Source organism: Marinobacter arenosus, assembly GCF_019264345.1.
GTDB lineage: Bacteria > Pseudomonadota > Gammaproteobacteria > Pseudomonadales > Oleiphilaceae > Marinobacter > Marinobacter arenosus.
This window is the reverse complement of sequence record NZ_JAHVAO010000001.1, coordinates 2,592,196-2,610,075: the sequence shown is the minus strand read 5'-3', so window position 1 is coordinate 2,610,075 and position 17,880 is coordinate 2,592,196. Positions and strand designations below refer to the sequence as shown.

17 protein-coding genes are annotated in these 17,880 nt (G+C 62.4%); 7 read left to right on the top strand and 10 right to left on the bottom strand.

Annotation, left to right across the window (positions count from 1 at the left end):
• Window positions 1–18 precede the first annotated feature (18 nt).
• From KXD86_RS11915 to KXD86_RS11905, 3 genes are all read left to right on the top strand, one after another.
• Window positions 19–1,743: a potassium/proton antiporter gene (locus tag KXD86_RS11915; RefSeq protein ID WP_218636228.1), complete on the top strand. Its 1,725-nt coding sequence runs from the start codon at window positions 19–21 to the stop codon at window positions 1,741–1,743.
• A 108-nt stretch (window positions 1,744–1,851) separates the two neighbouring features.
• A complete protein-coding gene (locus tag KXD86_RS11910) occupies window positions 1,852–2,412 on the top strand; it encodes a L,D-transpeptidase family protein (RefSeq protein WP_218636818.1) in 561 nt (186 codons plus the stop codon).
• A 204-nt stretch (window positions 2,413–2,616) separates the two neighbouring features.
• On the top strand, window positions 2,617–2,895 hold the full coding sequence (locus KXD86_RS11905; protein WP_218636227.1) for an Lpp/OprI family alanine-zipper lipoprotein: 279 nt from the start codon (window positions 2,617–2,619) through the stop codon (window positions 2,893–2,895).
• A gap of 60 nt (window positions 2,896–2,955) precedes the next feature.
• Here the strand turns inward: KXD86_RS11905 and KXD86_RS11900 are convergent, their stop codons facing one another.
• The 8 genes from KXD86_RS11900 to KXD86_RS11865 all read right to left on the bottom strand — a co-directional run bounded on the left by KXD86_RS11900 (window position 2,956) and on the right by KXD86_RS11865 (window position 11,257).
• The gene (locus tag KXD86_RS11900) at window positions 2,956–3,747 is read right to left on the bottom strand and encodes a slipin family protein (RefSeq protein WP_218636226.1); all 792 of its coding nucleotides are present in this window, start codon (window positions 3,745–3,747) and stop codon (window positions 2,956–2,958) included.
• A 42-nt stretch (window positions 3,748–3,789) separates the two neighbouring features.
• A complete protein-coding gene (locus KXD86_RS11895; RefSeq protein ID WP_218636225.1) occupies window positions 3,790–5,238 on the bottom strand; it encodes an NfeD family protein in 1,449 nt (482 codons plus the stop codon).
• A gap of 25 nt (window positions 5,239–5,263) precedes the next feature.
• Window positions 5,264–6,016, bottom strand: coding sequence for an SDR family oxidoreductase (locus tag KXD86_RS11890; RefSeq protein ID WP_218636224.1), 753 nt, complete (start codon window positions 6,014–6,016; stop codon window positions 5,264–5,266).
• Between the two features lie 50 nt (window positions 6,017–6,066).
• Complete coding sequence (locus KXD86_RS11885; RefSeq protein WP_376770959.1) at window positions 6,067–7,134, bottom strand: L,D-transpeptidase family protein; 1,068 nt, start codon at window positions 7,132–7,134, stop codon at window positions 6,067–6,069.
• A gap of 54 nt (window positions 7,135–7,188) precedes the next feature.
• On the bottom strand, window positions 7,189–7,758 hold the full coding sequence (locus KXD86_RS11880; protein ID WP_218636223.1) for a TMEM165/GDT1 family protein: 570 nt from the start codon (window positions 7,756–7,758) through the stop codon (window positions 7,189–7,191).
• 228 nt (window positions 7,759–7,986) lie between these two features.
• Window positions 7,987–9,378 carry an MDR family MFS transporter gene (locus tag KXD86_RS11875; RefSeq protein WP_218636222.1) on the bottom strand — a complete coding sequence of 464 codons (1,392 nt, stop codon included), beginning with the start codon at window positions 9,376–9,378 and terminating at the stop codon, window positions 7,987–7,989.
• 3 nt (window positions 9,379–9,381) lie between these two features.
• Window positions 9,382–9,807, bottom strand: a complete 426-nt coding sequence (locus KXD86_RS11870; protein WP_218636221.1) for a MarR family transcriptional regulator — start codon at window positions 9,805–9,807, stop codon at window positions 9,382–9,384.
• A gap of 163 nt (window positions 9,808–9,970) precedes the next feature.
• Window positions 9,971–11,257: an MFS transporter gene (locus KXD86_RS11865; protein WP_218636220.1), complete on the bottom strand. Its 1,287-nt coding sequence runs from the start codon at window positions 11,255–11,257 to the stop codon at window positions 9,971–9,973.
• A 270-nt stretch (window positions 11,258–11,527) separates the two neighbouring features.
• Here KXD86_RS11865 and KXD86_RS11860 point away from each other — a divergent pair, with 270 nt between their 5' ends.
• From KXD86_RS11860 to KXD86_RS11845, 4 genes are all read left to right on the top strand, one after another.
• On the top strand, window positions 11,528–12,430 hold the full coding sequence (locus tag KXD86_RS11860) for a helix-turn-helix transcriptional regulator (RefSeq protein WP_218636219.1): 903 nt from the start codon (window positions 11,528–11,530) through the stop codon (window positions 12,428–12,430).
• Window positions 12,431–12,439: 9 nt separating this feature from the next.
• Complete coding sequence (locus KXD86_RS11855; RefSeq protein ID WP_218636218.1) at window positions 12,440–14,203, top strand: ExeM/NucH family extracellular endonuclease; 1,764 nt, start codon at window positions 12,440–12,442, stop codon at window positions 14,201–14,203.
• Window positions 14,204–14,339: 136 nt separating this feature from the next.
• Window positions 14,340–15,245 (top strand): alpha/beta fold hydrolase, encoded by a 906-nt coding sequence (locus tag KXD86_RS11850; protein WP_218636217.1) that lies wholly within the window; start codon window positions 14,340–14,342, stop codon window positions 15,243–15,245.
• A 154-nt stretch (window positions 15,246–15,399) separates the two neighbouring features.
• Window positions 15,400–16,470 (top strand): AraC family transcriptional regulator, encoded by a 1,071-nt coding sequence (locus tag KXD86_RS11845; protein ID WP_218636216.1) that lies wholly within the window; start codon window positions 15,400–15,402, stop codon window positions 16,468–16,470.
• Here KXD86_RS11845 and queE read toward each other — a convergent pair whose 3' ends face one another.
• Window positions 16,471–17,127, bottom strand: coding sequence for a 7-carboxy-7-deazaguanine synthase (gene queE / locus KXD86_RS11840; protein WP_218636215.1), 657 nt, complete (start codon window positions 17,125–17,127; stop codon window positions 16,471–16,473).
• Window positions 17,127–17,792, bottom strand: a complete 666-nt coding sequence (gene queC, locus KXD86_RS11835; RefSeq protein ID WP_218636214.1) for a 7-cyano-7-deazaguanine synthase QueC — start codon at window positions 17,790–17,792, stop codon at window positions 17,127–17,129. Before queC ends, queE begins: the two co-directional genes overlap by 1 nt.
• Window positions 17,793–17,880 lie beyond the last annotated feature (88 nt).

The following is a 17,880-nucleotide window of genomic DNA, read 5'->3' as shown; positions in this document are numbered from 1 at the left end:
CCTCTGTCTGGAGCAAGAATGGATCCAATCCTTACCCTGCTGGGAGCCATGATGCTGGTCATCAGCATCCTGCTCAGCCCGCTGTCGAGCCGGGTGGGCATGCCGGTGCTGCTGATTTTCCTGGTGGTCGGCATGATCATGGGCGAGGACGGCCCGGGGGGCATCGAGTTCGACAATTTCGAGCTGGCCTTCCTGATCGCCAACCTGGCCCTTGGCGTTATCCTGCTGGATGGCGGCATGCGAACCCGGGCTGAAACCTTCCGGGTTGGCCTGCGGCCGGCCCTCGTGCTGGCGTCACTGGGGGTGTTCATGACGGCTGCGGGGGCTGCCGTGGTCGCCCGCTGGGTCTTCGACATGGAATGGCTGACCGCCCTTCTCGTGGGCGCGATCATTTCTTCCACCGACGCCGCCGCGGTGTTTTCTCTGCTTCAGGGGCGGGGCCTGCACCTGAATGAGCGGGTCAGCGCGACCCTGGAGATCGAATCCGGCAGCAACGATCCCATGGCGATCTTCCTCACCCTGATGCTGGTCACCCTGATCGATAACAGCGGCGAGGGTGCCACCGGCGCCGCCTTGATCATGCTGATCAAACAGTTTGGCATCGGTGGCGTGGCCGGTGTCCTCGGCGGCTACGTCGTGGTCGAGCTGGCCAACCGGACGCGACTCACGCCCTCGCTCTATCCCTTGCTCGTTGCCGCCGCCGGGATTTCCGTGTTCTCTGCCACCAACGCACTCGGGGGCAGCGGGTTTCTGGCGATCTACCTGGCCGGCGTGGTGATCGGCAACCGCCACGTCCGGATGATGCCCATGATCCTCCAGGTGCACGACGGCCTGGCCTGGCTGGCGCAACTGTGCCTGTTCCTGATGCTGGGCCTGCTGGTCACCCCGTCGGACCTGTTGCCGCTGCTCGGAAGTGGCCTGATCCTGGCACTGGCACTGATCTTCGTCATCCGGCCGCTGACGGTCTTACTCACGCTGTGGCCCTTCGGCTTCAACCGGCGGGAACTGGGATTCATCAGCTGGGTCGGACTACGCGGCGCCGTGCCCATCGTGCTCGCCCTGTTTCCGATCATGGCCAACCTGCCCCAGGCCCAACTGGTGTTCCACGCCGCCTTCTTCATCGTGTTGGTATCGCTGGTGGTCCAGGGCACCACCATGGCGCCGCTGGCCCGGAAACTCCGACTGGAAGTCCCCGCCGGCGAGGACCCGTATCGCCGCCTGCCCCTGGACGCTCCCGGTGCCGGGGACCACGAGCTCATGCTGTTCCCGTTGCGGGGCGAAATCTGGGAAACACCGCGCCCGCTGAGTCAGCTTCGTTTCCCGGAAAACACCACCGTCGCCGGGGTCTTCCGTAACCGGGTATGCCTTCAACCGAAAGGCGATCTGGAAGTGGCCAGTGGCGACACCGTCGCGATGTTTGCCACACCCAACGTGCTGCCCGAGCTGGGCAAGGCACTGAGCGGCCGCCATGCACCCAAGTACCTTGCCGAACGGGCCTTTTTTGGCGACTTTGTACTCAATGGTGACGCGTTGCTTGGGGATGTCGAACAGGTTTACGGTATCGAATTCGACGACCTTCCGCCGGAACTGTCGTTGGCCGAGTGCTTTGCCAGACGCACCAAGGGCCATCCGGTGGTGGGTGATACCGTGACGCTCGGCCCGGTGACTCTTGTTGCCCGGGCGACCAGTTCCGATCAGGTCACCAAGGTCGGCCTGAAGATGGACAGTTCACAAAATGTGTGATCCGGAAAAGAGATAACCAAAAAACTTAACAAAAGCTCTCAACAACCTACGGGCAGGCTGTGCTATAAACGTGCCTGAATGAAGATTAATAATTGGTAAGCTAGGATGATGTTCACCCGCTTTTTCATTGCCATTTGCCTGCTGACAGGGCTTGTCCTGATCCCGGTGTCCGGAACCGCCAGCGAAATATTGGCCAAAGCCGACACTCGCATGCCGGAGGCCGAGCCGTTCCAGACCGAAGCCCCGAGTATCGACAAGGTGCTGGTGCGCAAGGGTGAGCGTCGGCTTTACCTGATGGACGATGGCCAGGTGGTGAAGAGTTACCGGATCTCCCTCGGTGACAACCCGACCGGACACAAGCTTTACGAAGGCGATGAACGCACTCCGGAAGGCGACTACACGCTGGACTGGCGCAACGCTGGCAGCGACTTCTACAAGTCCATTCACATCTCCTACCCCAGCGAACGGGATCGTGAGCTGGCCAACGCCTGGGGACTCAACCCCGGCGGCAGCATCATGATTCACGGGCTGCCCAACGAGGCCGCCGATATGGCTTTTGCCTACCAGGGCCTGGACTGGACCGACGGCTGCATCGCGGTGACCAACGAAGAAATGGACGAGATCTGGCAATTGGTCGCCGACGGTACCCCAATCAGGATCGTTCCCTGAACATCCCCTGACAGCAGCATTAAGTTGTTGTCATAAGCCGATTAAATATACGTATCCGTAGTTAACATTTTGTCTCAGAGTGTTTTACACTGTTTAACGACTCCGGTAGTCAACGCCTATCCGGCCGGTTTGACAGGAAGTCGTCCATGTACTGAACTGACTTCCGGATCACAGGAAAAAACTCGACCAATAAGGGGATTTACAATGCGTAAACTGACGATCGCTGGGTTTGCACTTGCTACTGCTCTGACTGCAGGCTGTGCCTCTAATCAGGCTGCCGTAGACGAGGCGAATGCAACTGCCAACTCTGCAGAGCAGACCGCTGAAAATGCACTGAACACCGCTAACAGTGCTGCAAGCTCTGCCCGCACTGCCCAGCAGACCGCCGAGGAAGCTCTGGCCGCTGCAAAGGCTGCTCAGCAATCAGCTGACGAAGCCAACGAGCGCGCCAAGCGTATGCTTGAGCGTTCAAGCATGAAATAAGGCTCGGCTTACGCTGACGCTGAAAAGGCCGGGAACCCCGGCCTTTTTTGTGCCCGCCCCCTATTCGGCGGAATCGTTGGATCCGCCCTGCGTGTTGCGGAACGACTTTTCCATGAAAGGCCGCACCAGGTCCATGGGCATCGGGAACACGATCGTCGAAGAATTCGAGCCACTCATATCTGCCATCGTTTGCAGGTAACGCAACTGCATGGCCCCGGATTCGGCGGACATGACCCGGGCCGCTTCTACCAGTTTCTTCGACGCCTGCAATTCGCCCTCGGCGTGGATCACCTTGGCCCGCCGCTCGCGCTCCGCCTCTGCCTGACGGGCAATGGCGCGAATCATCGATTCGTTCAGATCGACGTGCTTGATCTCGACATTGGCCACCTTGATCCCCCACTCCTCGGTCTGGGCATCAATGATTTCCTGAATGTCCGAGTTCAGTTTGTCCCGCTCGGACAACATCTCGTCCAGGTCGTGTTTACCGAGCACGGACCGCAGGGTGGTCTGTGCCAACTGACTGGTGGCCGAGTTGAAATCCTCGACCCGGATGATCGCCCGCTCCGGGTCCACCACCCGGAAATACAGCACCGCGTTGACCCGCACGGTGACATTGTCCTTGGAAATCACGTCCTGGCTGGGCACGTCCAGGACAACGACCCTCAGGTCCACCCGGACGATCTGCTGGATACCCGGAATCACAATGATCAGGCCGGGGCCTTTCACACCCTGGAACCGGCCCAGGAAAAAGACCACGCCCCGCTGGTATTCCGGCAGGATCTTGATCGCCGAGCCCAGAATCAGCAGCAGAATCACCGTGGGTGCAAGGTAGGGAATCAGTTCGCCAATCATACGGCCTCCTTAGGTTTGCCGTTGCCTTATGTCTGCGCCGGGTCAGCGGTCGTCGTCAATGACCTCGACGGTTACCGTTAATCCTTCCATCGCCGTGACGCGCACCTGTTCGCCTTCGCTGACCGGTTGCGGGCTAACGGCATTCCAGCGTTCACCATTGAGGCGGACATGCCCGCGGTAATGGTCACGCTCCTCGATAAAGTCATCCAGGGCCGGTCCCTCTTCATGCGCCATCTGTTCAGTGCCGCTGACCGGCCCCTTGCGGCGCAGGGCGATAAACCGGGTGACGGTCCAGAGGATGAACCCTGCAGCAACCACGGCCGTTCCGCCAACGGTGGGTAGGGAGATATCGCGATGACTGCCGTCCATCAGAATCACCGAGCCGGTCACAAACGCCACGATCCCGCCCACACCGAGGATGCCGAAACTGGGCACGAACGCCTCCCCGACAATGAACGCCAGCCCGAGCAGGATGAGTGCCAGCCCGGCGTAATTAACGGACAGCACCTGAAAGGCGAAGAGGGCAAGAATCAGACTGATGGCGCCGATCACCCCCGGAACCACCGCACCCGGGTTGGCCAGTTCGAAGATGATGCCGTAGAACCCGATGATCATCAGGAAATAGGCCACGTTGGGATCGGTGATCACGGAAAGCAGCCGGGTTCGCCAGTCCGGGCGGGAACGGACCAACTCCAGTGACGCCGTTCTCAGAGTTCGCTCCGACGACGCCATACGCACGGTGCGCCCGTCAATCTGGCGAAGCAGGTCGCCCAGGCTGGGCGCCACCAGATCAATGACATTCTTCTCGAGGGCTTCATTGGCACTGAGATTGACGGCTTCGCGCACCGCCTCCTCGGCCCAGTCGGCGTTCCGTCCATGCCGCTCCGCGAGGCCGCGAATGTAGCTGACCGCGTCCTCCAGGACTTTCCGTTCCATAGCGGTATTGCCGCGACGCTTGCCGTCGCCATTCTGGTCGCCCCCGCCGGGCTCACCATTCTGGCCGTCACTGTCCGGAACCGGTTCGGGGTCGGATCCCGGCAGCCCCCCCATCTGGACCGGTGTGGCGGATCCAAGATTGGTGGCCGGGGCCATGGCGGCGATGTGGCTGGCGTAGAGGATGTAGGTTCCGGCGCTGGCAGCCCGGGCGCCCTGGGGTGACACGTAGGTGGCGACCGGCACATCGGAGGCAAGGATCACCTTGATGATGTCCCGCATCGAGTCCATCAGGCCGCCGGGGGTGTCCATCTCCAGCACCACCAGCCCGGCGCCCTCTGACTCAGCCCGCCGGATACCCCGGGTCACATAATCCATGGTGGCCGGGCCGATGGCGCCCTCAATGGTCAGCACCAGTGCGGTGTCCGCCGCTTCCTGCTGGGCGAGCACCTTATACGCCAGCGACCCCAGCGCCAGGAAAACCCCGATCAGAAAAACAGCGCTCCAGCCCCGGATACGGGCGGCGCGGGATAAGCTCGCGGGTTGGTCTGCCGGCATAACGCCTCCCCGGTTCCGATGGCATTCAGAACATTTTGGCCAGGACCGGCACCGGTAAGCGCCTCAGAAGGAAACCAATAGGCGTCCAGGGCCAGCGCGGCACGAAACACTCGTTTTTCCCGGACTCGATGGCTTTCACCATCGCCTTGCAGCCGGTCTCGGCGTCCACACGGAACGGCGCGTTCTTGACGCTCTCGTTGATCGCCGTGCGGATATACCCTGGATACAGTGTAGTCACGCGAATCGGAGATTTCGCCTTTGTCAGTTCGACACGAAGGCCCTCCGAAAGTGCCGCAAGGCCGACCTTGGTCGCCGCGTACGTGGTGATACTGGATGGCATGCCCCGCACCGCCGACACCGATGAGACGGTCACGAGGTGGCCGTGGTTCTGCTTGCGGAAGATTTCCATGGCCGCTTCCATCTGGGCCAGGGCGGAGACGAAGTTGGTTTCGGCGGTCTGCCGGTTGGCATCGAAGTGCCCGGTGCCGAGCGGCGCGCCCTTGCCAATACCAGCGTTGACGATAACCCGGTCCAATGTGCCGAACTCCTGCTGGAAGGCACGGAACACCTCGAACACCTGGTCGTGGTTGTCGACATCCAGGGCCCGGATACTGATCCGGGCCGCCGGATGTTTCTGCTGGAGCTCATCCCGCAGTGTTTCCAGTCGTTCCGTGCGCCGCGCGCACAAAGCGAGCTGGTCGCCCCGGGCCGCAAACTCACGGGCCATGCCTTCACCCAGGCCGGAACTGGCACCGGTGATCAGAATCGTGCGACTCATGGACTCTCCTTGGTTGTGATTATTATCGGATGAGCCGGGCTCTGACCTGGTCAGAAGTAGAGTTTTTGCTCCGGTTCACCGGCCGTTTCCGGCGTTTTTTCCTCGACGGTCTCGTCCGCCGCCATGCGCGTGACGCGCTCGCCGATCATGACCGGGATGCCATCGGCCTGGTCCACCGCGATTTCGATGGCCCGACGCTGAATCTCGACGCCCGGGTGCTGCTTCTCGAAGGCCTCAACTTCCGTGAACACCTGCCGCCAGAGGGTATCCCGGTCTTCCTGAGGGTATTCTTCATCCGGGCGGTGCACTTCCAGCCAGACTTCGCCACCCGATAGGCCGATCTTGACCGGATCCCGCACCACCTGCACGGAGGTGCCTTTTTCCACCTGGTAGACAAAGCGGGAGATGTCCTCGTTGTACATGCGGAAACAGCCGTGGCTGACCGCCATGCCGACGCCAAACTTCTTGTTGGTGCCGTGTATCAGATAACCCTTCTCACTCAGCAGCAGCGCGTGCGTTCCCAGGGGATTGGACGGGCCGGGCGGGATCATTCGTGGCAGGAACTCACCGCTGCGCTCATACTCGGCCCGGATGCTGGCGGGTGGGTACCACGCCGGAGACTCCAGTGGCATGGTGACCTTGGCGTCGGTCAGGGGCGACGGGTTTTCCTCGGAGCCAACACCCACCGGATACACCTGCACGCCACCCTCGGTAAAGTAGTACAGGCGGTACTCGGCCAGATTGATCACGATGCCCTCGCGCCGGGCATCTGGCATCACGTACTGGCGGGGCAGGGTGATGGTGGTACCTTCACCGGGCAACCACGGATCAACGCCAGGGTTGGCCTTGACCAATTCCAGATAGCCCATGGCGATGCGGTTTCCGATGGCCGCGAAGGTGTCCTCGTAGCGGGTGGTGAACACGTCCAGCTCACCGGCCAGATCGCCTTTCAGCGGAAACGTGGGCACTCGAGGCGAGCGGTCCGGCGCCTCCTCCACCTCTTCTCCACCGGCCTGGGCCTTGGCGTCCTGATCAGGCGTCGCGGTTTCCGCGGCCTGGAGAGGCGCCATGGCCATGACACTGGCCAGTAGCACAAAGTACAAAAGTCTCAATGACATAGAGATTCGTTCCAAAAAGTCTTTTCTATCCGCGTACAGTGACAGCCGCTCGCCTCAGGAGTTCATAAACGTGGTTGTCACGGTTACAACCGCCAGCACCAAAAACAGGATGCTCGCACTGATTCTCGCCGTGGCCAGAGGAAGCCTCTCCATCAGCCAGCGCCCTGCCATGATAACCGGTATGTTGGCAATCAACATCCCCACCGTTGTCCCCAGGATTACCCAGAGCGTTTCGGTGTAACGAGCCGCGAGCACCACCGTGGCAATCTGGGTCTTGTCCCCGATCTCCGCCAGGAAAAACATGATGGAGGTGGCCAGGAAGGCTCCCATGCCCAGAAACCTCGAGTCCTCGCTGTCGTCCTTGTCCGGTATCAACAGCCAGGCGGCAATAGCGACAAAGCTTACGGCCAGAATCCAGGGCAGCCAGGTCTCCGGAATAAACCGGGCAATCCAGGCGCCGAGCCAGGCCGACAGGGCATGATTAAGGACCGTGGCGACAAAAATGCCAAGGATGATCGGCAGACGCTTACTGTAGCGGACAACAAGGAACAGGGACAGTAACTGGGTCTTGTCACCGATTTCAGCGATGGCGACGGCCGCAGTTGAGGCAAGAAAAGCTTCCATAGACAACTCCAGGGCGGATTACCAGACATGAGACAGCCCACCTTCCGCCCTACGGAGGTGGCCTGCCTCAGGTCTTGCCAGTTCCACCGGTACCCTGGTGAAACACGATAGCCATGGAGATTGAGCTCCAAGTATGTTGACTACCGTCCGAGCGGCACCGTGTGCCAGGCCCGGAGGCTACTCCCCTGAAGGGACCCGTATCTTAGTCAATCGCCGTCGCGCTGACAACTACGCCCGCATTTTCCAGACCGGGATAGCCGCCACGGCGACAAACACTGCGACCAACCACCAGGCCGAATGAAACGCCGTGATGGTGGGCATACCACCGCTGTGCTCACCGAATTCAATGGTCAGGGCGACCATGTTGACGCCAAAAGCACCACCCAGTTGGCGAGTAAAATTGATGGTGCTGGAGCCGGCTCCAAGCTCTTCCGGCGCAAGCGGGTTCAGGGCTCCGGTCGACAGCGCCGGCAACATGAACCCGATACCGATGCGACCGACTATCGTCCACAGTGCCAGCCAGCCAAACGCCAGCGACAGATCCGAGAGGGCGAACAGCGCGGCGGAACAGGCAAACAGGGCGATACCGAAGATCACCAGTTTGCGGGCACTCTGTTTGTCCGCCAGCCGCCCGGCCAGGGGGAAAGTGAGTCCGAGGACAACGCCAGCGGGCAACATCAGCAGGCCCGCTTCGGTGGCGGTAAATCCAAGCGCGGTCTGGACGAACAGGGGGATCAGGTAGGTCGAACCAAACAACGCCAGGCCCAGCGCCATGGCGCCGAGGTTGGCATACAGGAACACCGGCTTGCGCAGCAACGCCACGTTCACCAGCGGGTGCGGGGTGCGGCGCTCCCGCAGCACAAACAGACCCAAGGCCAGCAACGCCAACAGTCCACCGATGACCACGCGGGATTCCTGCCCCGACAGCTCCTGCAGCCGGTTCAGCGTGTCCAGAGCCAGGGCCAGGGTTGCACCCAGCAACACCAGGCCAGGCAGATCGAAACGGTAGGGTGCGGGCCGGGATGGCGGCAGGGGCAGGAAACGCCAGGCCATGAAGACGCCAATCAGGGTAACCGGTGCCGGTGCGAACATGACATAGCGCCAGCTCAGCTGATCGACGAGAAAACCACCCAGCACCGGCCCCAGGGCCGGGGCGAGAATGACCCCCATGCCATAGATACCCATGGCCTGACCGCGTCGCTCACGGGGGAAGATCCGGAATACCAAATACATCCCCATCGGCTGCATCAGGCCCGCCATGGCACCCTGGGCGACCCGTGCCGCAATCAGCTGATCGGGGGAAACTGCGAAGCCACCGGCGATGGAAATCACGGTGAACAGGAACATGGCACCGGCCAAGGTCTTGCGTACCCCGAAGTGATCCAGCAACCAGGACGACGCCAGCATGGTGGTGGTCATGGCGGCAATGAACCCGGTTGCGAGCCAGTGCACCTGCCCCTGCCGGATCCCGAATTCCAGCATGATGTCGTGCAGGGCAACGTTCACCACCGTGGCACTGAGCACCGTGGCCATGGTGCCCAGCATGACCGTTGCCACCGCCAGCCACCGCCAGCGTTCCCCGTACCGGGCCCTCAGCCCGTCGACCGTGTTGTCGCTCAAGGCTTACTTCTGCTTTTCGGCGTTTTCCAGGATCTTGTTGAACACCTTGACGGTGCATTCGATGTCCTCATCGCTGATTCCCTCCAGCATCTGCTCCCTCAGTTTCTCCGCCCGCTCCGACAGATCGTCCATGAAGGCTCGGCCGGCAGCGGTCAGATGCAGCCGGCGGGCACGACGGTCATTGGGACAGGGCCGGCGTTCAATCAACCCCTGCTGCTCCAGGCTGTCCAACAGCCGCACCAGAGTCGGATTCTCAATCGCCATCAGGCTGGCCAGCTCCCGCTGGGTCAGTCCTTCGCCACCCTTGTCGAGATACACCATGGTGCTCCACCGGGCCTGGGTTACGCCCAGGTCCTTCAGGCGCTCGTCCAGCATTTTTCTCCAGCGGCGGGTAACCCGCGCCACGGCAAAGGGGAACTGATCTCTCATGCCTCACACTCCGTTCAAAAAGGCGGGTTGGCGCCACCCCTCAAGGGAACCGGCAGGCCAACCTCATGCTTACATTATCGGATAGGTAACAATAGTATGCTAACCATTACGATAAATACAGATGTGAGGAGGAAAACAGCCTTGGGGAAAACCGAAAGCCAGCTCAGCTGGCTTGGCGCTGTTCCTCGAGGATCATCTCCTCGACCTCCGGAGACTCGTGGAACTCGACGTTGCGCGGGTCCAGCTCGGTCAATACCGGCGAGGTCTCGGGCATGGCAGGCACATAGTGCTCCTGATCCCGGACCGGAACATCCTCGGTGTGGCTGATGCGGTAACTGGTGATCACGGCCAGCACCAGGAGGAACCCGGCGTTACCGTAGAACAGGCCGGACGGGCCGAGCAGGTTGATCAGCTCGGCCATGGCTATGGGGCCGATAACACTGCCAACACCGTAACTGAGCAACAGGGTCGCGCTGGCGGCAACAATCCGGCTGCTTTCCATGCGGTCGTTGGTAATGGCCACAGCGACGGGATAGAGAGTCGCGGACAGCCCGGTAAACAGGCCGACAAACAGGGTCAGCAGCCAGGGATTGGCGGCGCCGAGATACGCCACCGCGCTGGCCGAGCCAGCAGCCATCATGGCGATCCAGAACATCACCCGGCGCCGGTCAAAGTGATCACACAGGCGCCCCAGTGGCCACGCCATTATCATCGCAGCCACGATGGCACTGGCCATAAACGTGGAGGTCCTGGCCACGTCGAGCCCCACAAGCGTGGCGTACACCGGGCCCAGGGCATAGAATCCGCCGATCATCACGCCACAGATCAGCGCGCCGGCCACGCCCGAGAAGGATTCCCGGCCCAGGGTGAAAATCGAGATTCGATGCACCTGTTCAATCACTGGTGCTTCCATCCGGGTCAGTGACAGGGGCAGGAGCGCCAGGGTCAGCAGAATGGCGGCCAACGAGAAGGGCATGAAGTTGGACGGGTCGCCCACGTTGACGATCAACTGACCGCCCGCCGCGGACAGGTAAAACACAATCTGGTAAACCGCGAACAGCGCGCCGCGATTGGCGTTGGTGGCCCGGCTGGAGAACCAGCTTTCGATCACGACCAGAACGCCCGCAATGCTGAAGCCCGATAGCACCCGGAGCACGGCCCAGAAGAGTTCGGAAACGGCCATGGGGTACAGCAGCGCCGCCACGGCGGACACGGCGGCAAACACCGCGAAGGCGCGGATGTGGCCCACCCGGCCAATGACCTTGTGAACGTACAGGGTGCCCAGGACAAAGCCGATGGAATAGCACACCAGAATCCAGCCGATGACGTCCGGCGACACCGCCTCGATACTCAGACGGATACCCAGTAGCGTCATCAGGAAAGCGTTGCCGCTGACCAGCAGCACAATGCTCAGGATCAGGGCCGACAAAGAAGCAACCATGCGGGTCATTACAGCGGACTCCGGGGTAACGGGATACGTTCGTAACAGAGGGGAAGATAGCATCAAGATCCGGAATTCGCCGGTCGCGTATTAAAACAGCAGGCAGACCCGGTAGCTACTAAGCACTTCCCGAAATCTGTCAGACGCCGGTGAAGACCTCTGTAAGGCCGTCACCGCGCGGTTTGACAGGGTTTTACATTAATGGGTCGTAACAGACCCGGGTTGCCAGAGCAGGTAACATGAGCCCCAGTTATCCATTGGACCCGTGAGCGACTGGTTATGAAAAAAACGGACTGGCCCATCCGCTGGGATCTGCTGCTTCGGTACCGACTGATCGAGACCATTGCGCTGTGGGAAGGTCGCCTGACCACCAACCACATCTGTTACAGCTTCGGCATCGGCCGCCAGCAGGCATCCAAGGACATCAACACTTACCTGCGGGAATTGGCCCCGGGCAACCTGGTTTATGACCGGCACCTGAAGGGTTATGTGCCGGCGAAAAGCTTCCGTCCGGTAGTCACCCGCGGGCAGGTCAGCGAATACCTCGATCTGCTGGCGCGTCAGCAGAATCTGAGCAGCACCTTCGAATCGCTCAACATCAACCTGCCTGAGAGCACCGTGGTGCAGGGTCCCAACCGGGTCATATCGCCGGAAACCATGCGCGCCGTGGTGCTGGCCACCCGGCACGGACGCCAGCTTCGTGCCAGCTACGTCTCCCTGAGCCGACCGGAAGCGGTGGAAAGCATTCTGGAGCCCCACACTCTGGTCTGCACCGGCAACAGCTGGCACCTGCGTGCCTGGTGCGAGTCCAACCGGGAATTCCGGGATTTTGCCCTGAGTCGCTTCCACCGGCCACCGGAGGCACTGCGCCAGCGGGCCAAGCACGGTCGGCAGCAGGACAGTGACTGGAATCGCGAGGTGACCATGGTGGTGACCCCCGATCCACGCCTCACCGAGGCCCAGCAACGGATCATTGCCCAGGATTACGGCATGGAGCATGGTCGCCTCGAGATAGAAACCCGGGCGGCCCTGGCGCCCTACATGCTGTCGCGTCTGGGAATCACCCTGGATAATCAGCATCCGGATCCCCTTGTCCAGCAGCTGGAATTGTCCAACCCGGACCAGCTCGGCTTTGGCAGCAAACGGGAACGCGCCCTGAAAGCGGTCGCCGGGCTCTGCTAGACTGCCCGAGTGACGGTACGTACCCAACGCCTTTTCCTCTGTTCACTGCTGGCCCTGCTGCTCCTGCCCATGGCAGGTGCGGCGGCCTCCTCCTGTGGCCAGCCGGCCACTCCGATCGCCGCCATTCAGGGCCAGGGCAACGACTCCCCGATGGCCGGGCAGACCGTGACCGTCGAAGGCGTCATCACCCGGGACGCCCGGGTGCCGGGCGGCTTCGGTGGCTTTTACCTGCAACAGGCCGATCACCAGACCGATAACGACCCACGCACCTCCGAAGCACTGTTCGTATATACCCGCCGGACTGCGGGCGAGCCGGGCATGCGCGTACGAGTAACCGGCCGGGTCAAGGAATATCACGGGCTGACGGAGCTTGTGAGCATCAAGACCCTGAGTGTCTGTGGACAGGAACCCGTTCCGGAAGCGGTTACAGTGAGCCTGCCATGGTCAGCACCCGCGGAATCCCTGGAAAACATGCGGGTTCGCTTCGACCAGCAGCTGACGGTAATCGATAGCTACAATCTCGGCCGTTACGGCGAACTCACACTGGCTCCCACCGACCAGGTCAAGGCGACCGAGTACCTCCCGCCGGGCTCCTCCGCCGTGGAGGTCGCCAGGCGGAACCGTGACCAGCGGCTGTTGCTGGACGACGGGCGCCGGCAAACCAACCCTCGTCCCACTCCTTGGCCGCCCGGTGGCCTTACGCCAGAACGAACGGTACGCGCCGGGGACCGGATAAACGGGCTGATCGGCACCCTGGACTTTCGCTTCGGCGACTGGCGGCTCCAGCCCGAATCGCCACCAAGATTCGAACAGGCCAACCCGAGGCGGTCTCCACCGCCGAGGCCGGCCGAGCCCCACATCCGCATCGTGACCATGAACCTGGCCAACTACTTCAACGGTGACGGTCGGGGACAGGGATTCCCGACGCCACGGGGCGCCAAGCACCAGGCCGGGTATCAGGACCAGCACCAGCGCCTGCTGGCCGCCCTGAAGGCGCCGGATCCGGACATCCTGGCCCTTACGGAAGTGGAAAACGATGGCTACGGTCCGGACAGCGCAGTGTCGGACCTTGCCCACGCGCTGGGCCCGAACTGGCGCCTCGTTGAAACCCCGGGGGCCGACGGCGCGGATGAGATCCGGACCACGCTGCTCTTCCGCCAGGACCGGGTTACCGCCATCGGCGCACCGGCGCGTCTAACCCGCGGCCTATTCCAGCATCGGGGCCGCCCGCCCGTGAGCCAGACGTTCAGGGCCCGGGAGGGTGGGAAGGCATTTCGAGTTGTGGCCGTTCACCTCAAATCCAAGTCCTGTCGCAACGCCTCCGGGGCTGACCGAGACCAGAACAATGGTGAGGGCTGCTACGCCAGCCGCCGGTCCAACGCCGCCCGGGCCATCCTTGACTGGCTCCTCACGCTGTCCGAATCGCCGGACCTGGCGGGCACCCTGATAACCGGCGACCTCAATGCCTATGCCCAGGAAACGCCACTGGCGGTGTTCCGCGCGGGCGGATTCACCAGCCTGGTGCACGATCACCACCCCTGCACGCCCGACGCCTGCCGCCACTACACCTATCGCTACAAGGGCGAAAAGGGCTCGCTGGACTATGCCCTGGCGTCCGACTCACTCCGGCCCCGGGTCCTGACCGCCGCCACCTGGCTGCTCAATGCTGACGAGCCCCGGGCGCTGGGATACGGTGGCCCAGTGGACACCGCACACCCTCTGCCCTGGCGATCCTCGGACCATAATCCGGTGATCACCGACCTCCGGTACTGACCGGCCAACAGGCACGATCCATTCCCGGGCGGTTATTGCCGCCCCGCCGCCCGGTCCCGGCTGACTGGCCAACGCGCTGCTGCCCGCGGTCGGTAAACTGACCGGACAACGTTCAATCAGAGTGGTCCGTACCCCCATGAGAATTCCTACTCCCAACCTTTGGCCTGCCGCCAGGACCGGACAACGACTGTTGCTTCAGGCCCGGCGTCGTGAAACCCGGCTGGACAACCATCGGATGGTGTACCTGGAACGGGGCAAGCCCGGTCCGGACCGGCCCACCGTGGTGCTGATCCATGGCTTCGCGGCGATGAAGGAGAACTGGGGGTTCTGGCTGCAACGCCTGCCCCGCCACTGGCACCTGCTGGTGCCCGACCTGCCGGGCCTGGGCGAGAGCGAGTACCGGACCGACGCCAGCTACAGCTACGAGACCCAGGCACTGCGGCTTCGGGACTGGCTGGACAGCTTCCCGACCCGCAACATCCACCTGGCCGGAAGTTCCATGGGGGGTGCCATTGCCGCCGTGCTGGCCCACAAAATGGACCCGGCCCCGCGCTCGGTCACCCTGCTCAACAGCGCTGGCATTCCGGAGCATCCCGACGTTGACCCGGACGCCCCCTTCGAATCCGACCGGGACAGCCTGCTGATTCCCCAGGACTGGAAAGGCGTGTACCGCATGTTCAACAGCGTCGGGAATGGCCGGCCGACGGTATCCGGCATGGCCATGGCGGGCCTGCTGGGACCCGACCTGCTGCAACGCACCGACGCCCTGCGGCATATTTTCGGCGACATGCTGGCCGACGCCCTTGCGCCTGTGCGCTATCTGGGCCAGACAACGCCGCCGCTGCAGGTGCAGTGGGGCGATCGGGACGTGATTACTCCCACCCGCTGCGTGGACTGGTTTGCGACCGCAACACCGCACGCCGAAGTGCACATGTTTCGGGGCGTGGGGCATCTCCCCATGCTGGAAAACCCGGGGCGCTCGGCGGCGGTGCTGCAGGACTTTGTCCAGCGGAACAGTCGATCATTGCGGGTGCCCGGCTAACCTGAACCGGTGTGATCCCATGGTGGCCGGATGGGCCAATTGGCCCATCCGGCCCACTCCCCCGTCAGTGGAGTCATGGGGGCAGCGTGCTCGAAAGGTCATAATCGATACCAACAAGAATCCCTTACATAACAAGAACAGACGAGGAAATCCCATGCGCGCCTCCGTATCAACTGCACAGGACCTGGGCATGCCGGCCATTTACCTGCATCTCCTGGCCGAACTGCTGCATACCATTGGTGTCGATGAACGGGACCTTCTGCTCCGGGTTGGCCTTGACCCTTTGCGACTCAATGCCACCGATCTCCGTGTGAGCCAGTCCCAGGCCAGCGAATTCGTCACCCGGGCCATCATCGAAAGCGGCGAACCGGGCCTGGGCATCATGCTCGCGCGGGAACTGAAAATGCCTCTGCATGGCGCCCTGGGTACTGCCGTGATGAGCAGCCGCACCCTGGAAGAGGCCCTGGAACTGATGACCCGCTACCTGACCCTGCGGGCCCCGCACCTGCGCGTCACCAAGCGGCGCGGGGGAAGCAATGCCTGGTACGCGGTGACCTGCGACATGGACCTGGGGCCGCTGCAGGGTTTCATCATGGATGCCATGCTGTTCGGTTGCGTCTTCATGGGCGCACAACTGACCGGCGCCATTGTGGAAGGCTCCCGGGTTCTGCGGCGGGGTCCCGAGCCCGCCTACTTCTACCGTTTCCGGCAACTGATGCCCGTGCCGGTAGAATACGGCGCGACGGAGGATGCGCTGGTCATTCCGGTGTCCAAGCTCGACCTGCCGATCCGGTTCAGCGACGACCAGCTCGCCGCGTCCTCCCGGAGCCAGTGCGAAGAAGCCCTGCGGCAACTGACGGAGGATGCAGGGTTTGCCTGTCGGGTCCGGCGGGTAATCGAAACCAGCCATCCCTTCCCGCCCAAACTGGCGCGCGTGGCGGCCACCCTGTTTGTCTCGGAACGCACGCTGAAACGCCGCCTGCAGGAGGAAAACGCCAGTTTCCAAGCCCTGGTGGACCAGGTTCGACTGGAACGGGCAGGCGAACTGCTGACCAACACCGGCATGAACCTGAGCCAGATTGCCGACGCCCTCGGCTACGCCGACGCCGCCAACTTTACCCGTGCCTTCAAGCGCTGGACCGGGACCAGTCCGAGCCAGTATCGGCACCAGGCCCGGCGTCCCGACGGGGCCACGGCAAAATCCGTACTGACGGCGTCGGTGTGATCAGTCAATTCCGATGATCTTGTGCATCTGCAGGGTCAGACGCCATTGGGGATGGGCCAGGCAATAATCCGTGGCCTTGCGGGTGTTGCTCTGCTTGACGGGATCCTCGCCCTGTTCGGGCGCCGCCGGTGACGCCATGGGCGAGAGGAAGTAATGGCTGGCGCGAATGTGCCCGAAACGCTCCGGCATCGCCAGTGGCTGCGGATAGACCAGCTTGAGCTCGTCACAGGCCTCCACCACAACGGTCGCATTGGCCTTGGGACTGACACACAGCCAGTCGATACCCGACGGTACCGGCAGCGTGCCGTTGGTTTCCACACCGACCTCGAAACCGGCCCGATGAAAGGCGTCAATCAGGGGTTCGTCCAGTTGCAGCAGCGGCTCGCCGCCCGTGCAGACCACGTAAGGTCGGCCGGGGGCATCCGGCCAGAGGCTGCGGACGTGCTCGGCCAGCGCCTCTGGCGATTCGAACCGACCACCGTTCTGGCCATCGGTCCCCACGAAATCGGTGTCACAGAAATCACAGACCGCCGTTGCCCGGTCCTTTTCCCGGCCTGTCCACAGATTGCATTTGCTGAACCGGCAAAATACCGCCGCGCGACCGGCCTGGGCACCCTCGCCCTGGAGGGTGTAGAAGGCTTCCTTGACCCGGTACATCAGGCACGCACCTCGTAGTCGAGTGGGTCCGAAACACCGTTCGCGGCAAAGGCTTCCAGGCGCTCCACACAGGATCCACAGCGGCCACAGGCCTGTGCCCGGCCGTTGTAGCACGTCCAGGTCTGGCCGTAATCCAACCCCAGCCTGAGACCTTCGGCGAGAATCTGGCCCTTGTCCATAGCCATGAACGGCGCTTCAATCCCCACCGGTTCGTAATTGGCAACCCGGCAGACGGCGTCCATCTTCTGCACGAACTCCGGGCGACAATCCGGGTAGATCGCGTGGTCACCGCCATGGGCGCCATACCATACCGCCCCGGCGCCCACCGTGACCGCATACCCGGTCGCAAGGGAGAGCAGGATCATGTTGCGGTTGGGCACCACCGTGGCCTTCATGCTGTCCTCTTCATAGTGGCCTTCAGGCACCTCGATCCCTGACGTCAATGCCGAGCCGGACATCACCTCGCTCATGGCCCGGATATCAATCACCTTGTGGGAAATGCCCAGAGACTGGCAAACCGAGGCGGCACTCTCCAGCTCCCGGACGTGACGCTGGCCATAGTTGAAGGACAGCGCATGGACCTGATAGCCACGCTCGCGGGCGAGGTGCAGCAGGGTGAAGGAGTCCATGCCTCCGGAATAAATCACAACCACGGTTTCAGTCATTCGGAATCCCCATATGGTATCGAGCGGGCCGGACTGGTTTACTCCCGCCCCCGAGACAGTCGCCTGTCATCGGGCTTTTACAATGAAT